The sequence below is a fragment of the Nocardioides ginsengisoli genome (assembly GCF_039537225.1).
GTDB lineage: Bacteria > Actinomycetota > Actinomycetes > Propionibacteriales > Nocardioidaceae > Nocardioides > Nocardioides ginsengisoli.
Genome location: NZ_BAABAC010000013.1, coordinates 290,641 through 295,219, shown reverse-complemented (window position 1 = coordinate 295,219; position 4,579 = coordinate 290,641). Strand labels below are relative to the sequence as shown.

Genomic DNA, 4,579 nt, shown 5'->3' with positions numbered 1-4,579 from the left:
AGGCCGGCCCTGCCGCCGCCCAGCCCCCGGCTCCGGCCTCCGCCCCGCAGGCCGCCGCGCCGGCCGCCCCCCAGGCCGCTCCCGCGGCTTCTGCCGCGCGCGACGACGACCCGCCGCCGTGGGCCACCGAGCCGCCTGACGACGACTACCCGCCCGACCCGTCCGACGAGCCGGTCTCGCGCCGGTCCCGCGTCGCCGAGATCCAGGCGCAGGCCAGCGCCCAGGTCGACGCCCCGCCCGAAGACCCCGACGCGGCCGTCGACCTCGACTCCGACGCCGAGGTCGACGCCGAGTCCAGTGCCGAGCTGCTCGCGCGCGAGCTCGGCGCGCAGGTGATCGAGGAGATCCCGCGCCGCGGCTGACCGCCCTCGCGGCGGCCGAGCCGCCGTACCCCCCCGAACCGATCCGCACGTCACCGTAGAGAAGAGACATCCCATGACGCAGAACCCCTTCGACGCCCTCGGCGGCGACGCCGGCGGCCTCGGCGGCCTCGACCTCGGCGCGCTGCTCCAGCAGGCGCAGCAGATGCAGGACCAGCTCGCCGACGCCCAGCAGCGCCTCGCGGACGCGACCGTCGACGGCAGCGTCGCCGGCGGCGCCGTCACGGTCACGCTCACCGGCGCCGGTGAGCTGACGGCCGTCACCATCACCCCCGACGCACTCGACGGCACCGACGCCGACGCGCTGTCCGACCTCGGCGACCTGATCGTCGCGGCGGCCCGCGACGCGAGGTCCAAGGTCGACGAGCTCGCCGAGCAGCTGCTCGGCCCGCTGGCGGGCGGCGGCATGCCCGACCTGGGCCTTCCGGGCATGGGCGGGCCGGGCCAGGCGCCCGGCCAGCTCGGCTTCTAGTCCGGCGGCCCGCCATGTACGAAGGCGTCGTCCAGGACCTCATCGACGAGCTCGGGCGGCTGCCCGGGGTCGGCCCGAAGAGCGCCCAGCGGATCGCGTTCCACCTGCTGCAGGCCGACCCGGCCGACGTGCGACGCCTCGCCGACGTCCTGATCGAGGTCAAGGACAAGGTGAAGTTCTGCTCGATCTGCTTCAACGTCGCCGAGGACGACCAGTGCCGGATCTGTCGCGACCCGCGGCGCGACCCGAGCGTGCTGTGCGTCGTGGAGGAGTACAAGGACGTCGTCGCGATCGAGCGGACCCGTGAGTTCCGCGGCCGCTACCACGTCCTGGGCGGCGCGATCTCGCCGATCGACGGCATCGGCCCCGAGCAGCTGCACATCCGCGAGCTGCTCACCCGGCTCGGCGACGGCACGGTGACCGAGGTGATCCTCGCCACCGACCCCAACCTCGAGGGCGAGGCCACGGCGACGTACCTCACCCGCATGCTCGGCCCCCTGGGGTTGCGCGTGACACGTTTGGCCAGTGGACTTCCGGTGGGAGGAGACCTCGAGTACGCCGACGAGGTCACTCTCGGCCGGGCATTCGTGGGAAGGCAGGCAGCGACATGACGGACAACACGGGCATGGGTACGACGAGCAGCGGGGCGCCGAGCATCACCGGCGTGACCCGGCCGGCCGAGCCGCTCCCGGGGCTGGTGGCCCTGGAGGCGCTGATCGCCGAGGAGGCCGAGACGGTCCGCTTCGCCGACGACATCGCGGCGGCCGTGCGTTCCTTCCTCGACGGCCTGCGCGTGGTCGCCTTCCAGGCGACCGGCGGCCAGGCGGTGTCGCTGCTGCTGCTCCAGATCAGTCAGATCGCGCTCACCGGCGCCCGGCTCGGCGTCCACCGCGACTTCGCGCCGCGTGACGAGTACCAGCCCGACGACGGCCCCGACCCCGACCTCGACGAGCTGCGGATGCGGCTCGCCGGCCTGCTCGGCAACGTCGACACCTACAGCTACGTCTTCGACCCCTACGCGCCGGAGATGATCGAGGGACAGCTCTCCGACGACCTCACCAGCATCGCGGCCGACCTCGCCGTCGGCGTCCGCCACTACGAGGCGGGCGACGTCGAGGAGGCGCTGTGGTGGTGGCAGTTCTCCTACGTCTCGTCGTGGGGCGCGCTGGCCGGATCGTCGATGAAGGCGCTGCTCTCGGTGGTCGCGCACGACCGGCTCGACGCCGACGTCGCGAGCACCATGGAGCTCGAGCAGATCCAGGCGGCGGCCGCTGCGCTGGACAGCGGCGAAAACGCCTAGCGCTCTCTCGTAGAATCGGGGCTGGCCCCGACGTCGTGGCCTGTTCCCCCTTCCCCGCAGCCACAGGGAGTGATTCCGGAGTGGGCATTGTCGTGCAGAAGTACGGCGGCTCGTCGGTCGCCGACGCCGCCGGCGTCAAGCGCGTCGCGCAGCGCATCGTCAACACCAAGAAGCTCGGCCACCAGGTGGTCGTGGTGGTCTCGGCGATGGGCGACACGACGGACGAGCTGATCGACCTCGCCAACGAGGTCTCGCCGCTGCCCCCCGCGCGCGAGCTCGACATGCTGCTCACGGCCGGTGAGCGGATCTCGATGGCGGTCCTCGCCATGGCGATTCACGACCTCGGCCACGAGGCGCGCTCGTTCACCGGCTCGCAGGCCGGCGTCATCACCGACGCCGAGCACGGCCGGGCCAAGATCATCGACGTCACGCCGGGCCGCATCCAGGCCGCGATCGACGAGGGCGCGATCGCCATCGTCGCCGGCTTCCAGGGCGTCTCGCAGACGACCAAGGACATCACCACGCTGGGCCGCGGCGGCTCCGACACCACCGCGGTGGCGCTGGCCGTCGCGCTGAAGGCCGACGTGTGCGAGATCTACTCCGACGTCGACGGCATCTTCACCGCCGACCCGCGCATCGAGCCCCGCGCCCGCAAGGTCCCGCGGATCTCCTACGAGGAGACGCTCGAGATGGCCGCGCAGGGCGCCAAGATCCTGCACCTGCGGTGCGTCGAGTACGCCCGCCGCTACGACATGCCCATCCACGTCCGCTCCTCCTTCTCCGACAAGGAGGGCACCTGGGTCGTCAAGGCCGAGGATGTTGTTCAGGAAGGTTCCATGGAAGCCGCGATCATCACCGGGGTCGCCCACGACCGCAGCCAGGCCAAGATCACCGTGGTCGGCGTCCCCGACAAGCCGGGCGAGGCCGCGGCGATCTTCCGCGCCGTCGCCGACGCCCAGATCAACATCGACATGATCGTCCAGAACGTGTCGGCCGCCTCGACGAACCTCACTGACATCTCCTTCACGCTGCCGCGCGGCGAGGGCCAGACCGCGATGACCGCGCTCGACCGGCTCAAGGGCGAGGTGGGCTACGAGGGCCTGCTCTACGACGACAGCGTCGGCAAGGTGTCCGTCGTGGGCGCCGGCATGAGCTCCTCGCCGGGCATCTCCGCGCGCTTCTTCGAGGCGCTCTCCGAGGCCGGCGTCAACATCGAGATGATCTCGACCTCCGAGATCCGGGTGTCGGTCGTCGTCGCCGAGTCGCAGGTGCAGGACGCGGTCAACGCCGCCCACGCCGCCTTCGACCTGGGCTCCGACGAGATCGAGGCCGTCGTCTACGGCGGAACGGGGCGCTGAACCATGGGCATCAACATCGGAGTCGTCGGCGCGACCGGCCAGGTCGGCGTCGCGATGCGCCAGATCCTGCTCGAGCGGAACTTCCCGGTCGACCAGATCCGCTTCTTCTCCTCGGCCCGCTCGGCCGGCAAGGTGCTGCAGTTCGGCGACCGTGAGGTCACCGTCGAGGACGCCGAGACCGCCGACCCGACCGGCCTCGACGTCGCGCTGTTCTCCGCCGGCGCCACCGCCTCGCGCGCGCTCGTGCCCCGGTTCGTCGACGCCGGCGTGATCGTCGTCGACAACTCCTCGGCCTTCCGCAAGGACCCGTCGATCCCGCTGGTCGTCTCCGAGGTCAACCCGGAGGCCGCCGCCGAGGTGATCGCGGCCGGCCGCGGCATCATCGCCAACCCCAACTGCACGACGATGGCGGCGATGCCCGTCCTCAAGCCGCTGCACGAGGAGGCCGGCCTGGTCCGGCTGATCGCGTCGACATACCAGGCCGTCTCCGGCTCGGGCATCGCCGGCGTCGAGGAGCTCGCCACCGGTGTCGCCGCCGCCGGCGACAAGGCCCGCGAGCTCGCCTACGACGGCGAGGCCGTGGCCTTCCCCGAGCCGGGCGTCTACAAGAAGACGATCGCCTACAACGTGCTGCCGTTCGCCGGCAACCTCGTCGACGACGGTCTCAACGAGACCGACGAGGAGCAGAAGCTCCGCAACGAGTCGCGCAAGATCCTCGGCATCCCCGACCTGCGGGTCTCCGGCCTGTGCGTCCGCGTCCCGGTCTTCACCGGCCACTCGCTGGCGATCAACGCGGAGTTCGAGCGCGCGCTCACCCCCGAGCGCGCCCGCGAGCTGCTCGCCGGCGCCCCCGGCGTCGAGCTCGCCGACATCCCCAACCCGCTCGCCGCGGCGGGCAAGGACCCGTCGTACGTCGGCCGGATCCGCCAGGACCCGGGCGTCGACGGCGACCGCGGCCTCGCGCTGTTCGTCTCCAACGACAACCTGCGCAAGGGCGCCGCGCTCAACACGGTCCAGATCGCGGAGCTCATCGCCGCCTCGCGCTGACCGGCCCCGCGCGCACGAGGGC

The 4,579-nt window shown here is 72.1% G+C and carries 5 protein-coding genes and 1 pseudogene; all 6 read left to right on the top strand.

Annotation, left to right across the window (positions count from 1 at the left end):
* Positions 1-362: pseudogene (locus tag AB4880_RS07930) on the top strand (hypothetical protein); the annotation flags it as partial.
* A gap of 73 nt (positions 363-435) precedes the next feature.
* Positions 436-852 carry a YbaB/EbfC family nucleoid-associated protein gene (locus AB4880_RS07925; protein ID WP_367918669.1) on the top strand — a complete coding sequence of 139 codons (417 nt, stop codon included), beginning with the start codon at positions 436-438 and terminating at the stop codon, positions 850-852.
* 14 nt (positions 853-866) lie between these two features.
* Complete coding sequence (gene recR, locus AB4880_RS07920) at positions 867-1,463, top strand: recombination mediator RecR (protein ID WP_367918668.1); 597 nt, start codon at positions 867-869, stop codon at positions 1,461-1,463.
* Complete coding sequence (locus tag AB4880_RS07915; protein WP_367918667.1) at positions 1,460-2,152, top strand: DUF5063 domain-containing protein; 693 nt, start codon at positions 1,460-1,462, stop codon at positions 2,150-2,152. The genes recR and AB4880_RS07915 overlap by 4 nt, the downstream gene beginning before the upstream one ends.
* Before the next feature lie 80 nt (positions 2,153-2,232).
* Positions 2,233-3,510, top strand: coding sequence for an aspartate kinase (locus AB4880_RS07910; RefSeq protein ID WP_367918666.1), 1,278 nt, complete (start codon positions 2,233-2,235; stop codon positions 3,508-3,510).
* Between the two features lie 3 nt (positions 3,511-3,513).
* Positions 3,514-4,557, top strand: a complete 1,044-nt coding sequence (locus tag AB4880_RS07905; RefSeq protein ID WP_367918665.1) for an aspartate-semialdehyde dehydrogenase — start codon at positions 3,514-3,516, stop codon at positions 4,555-4,557.
* The last annotated feature ends 22 nt before the right edge of the window (positions 4,558-4,579 follow it).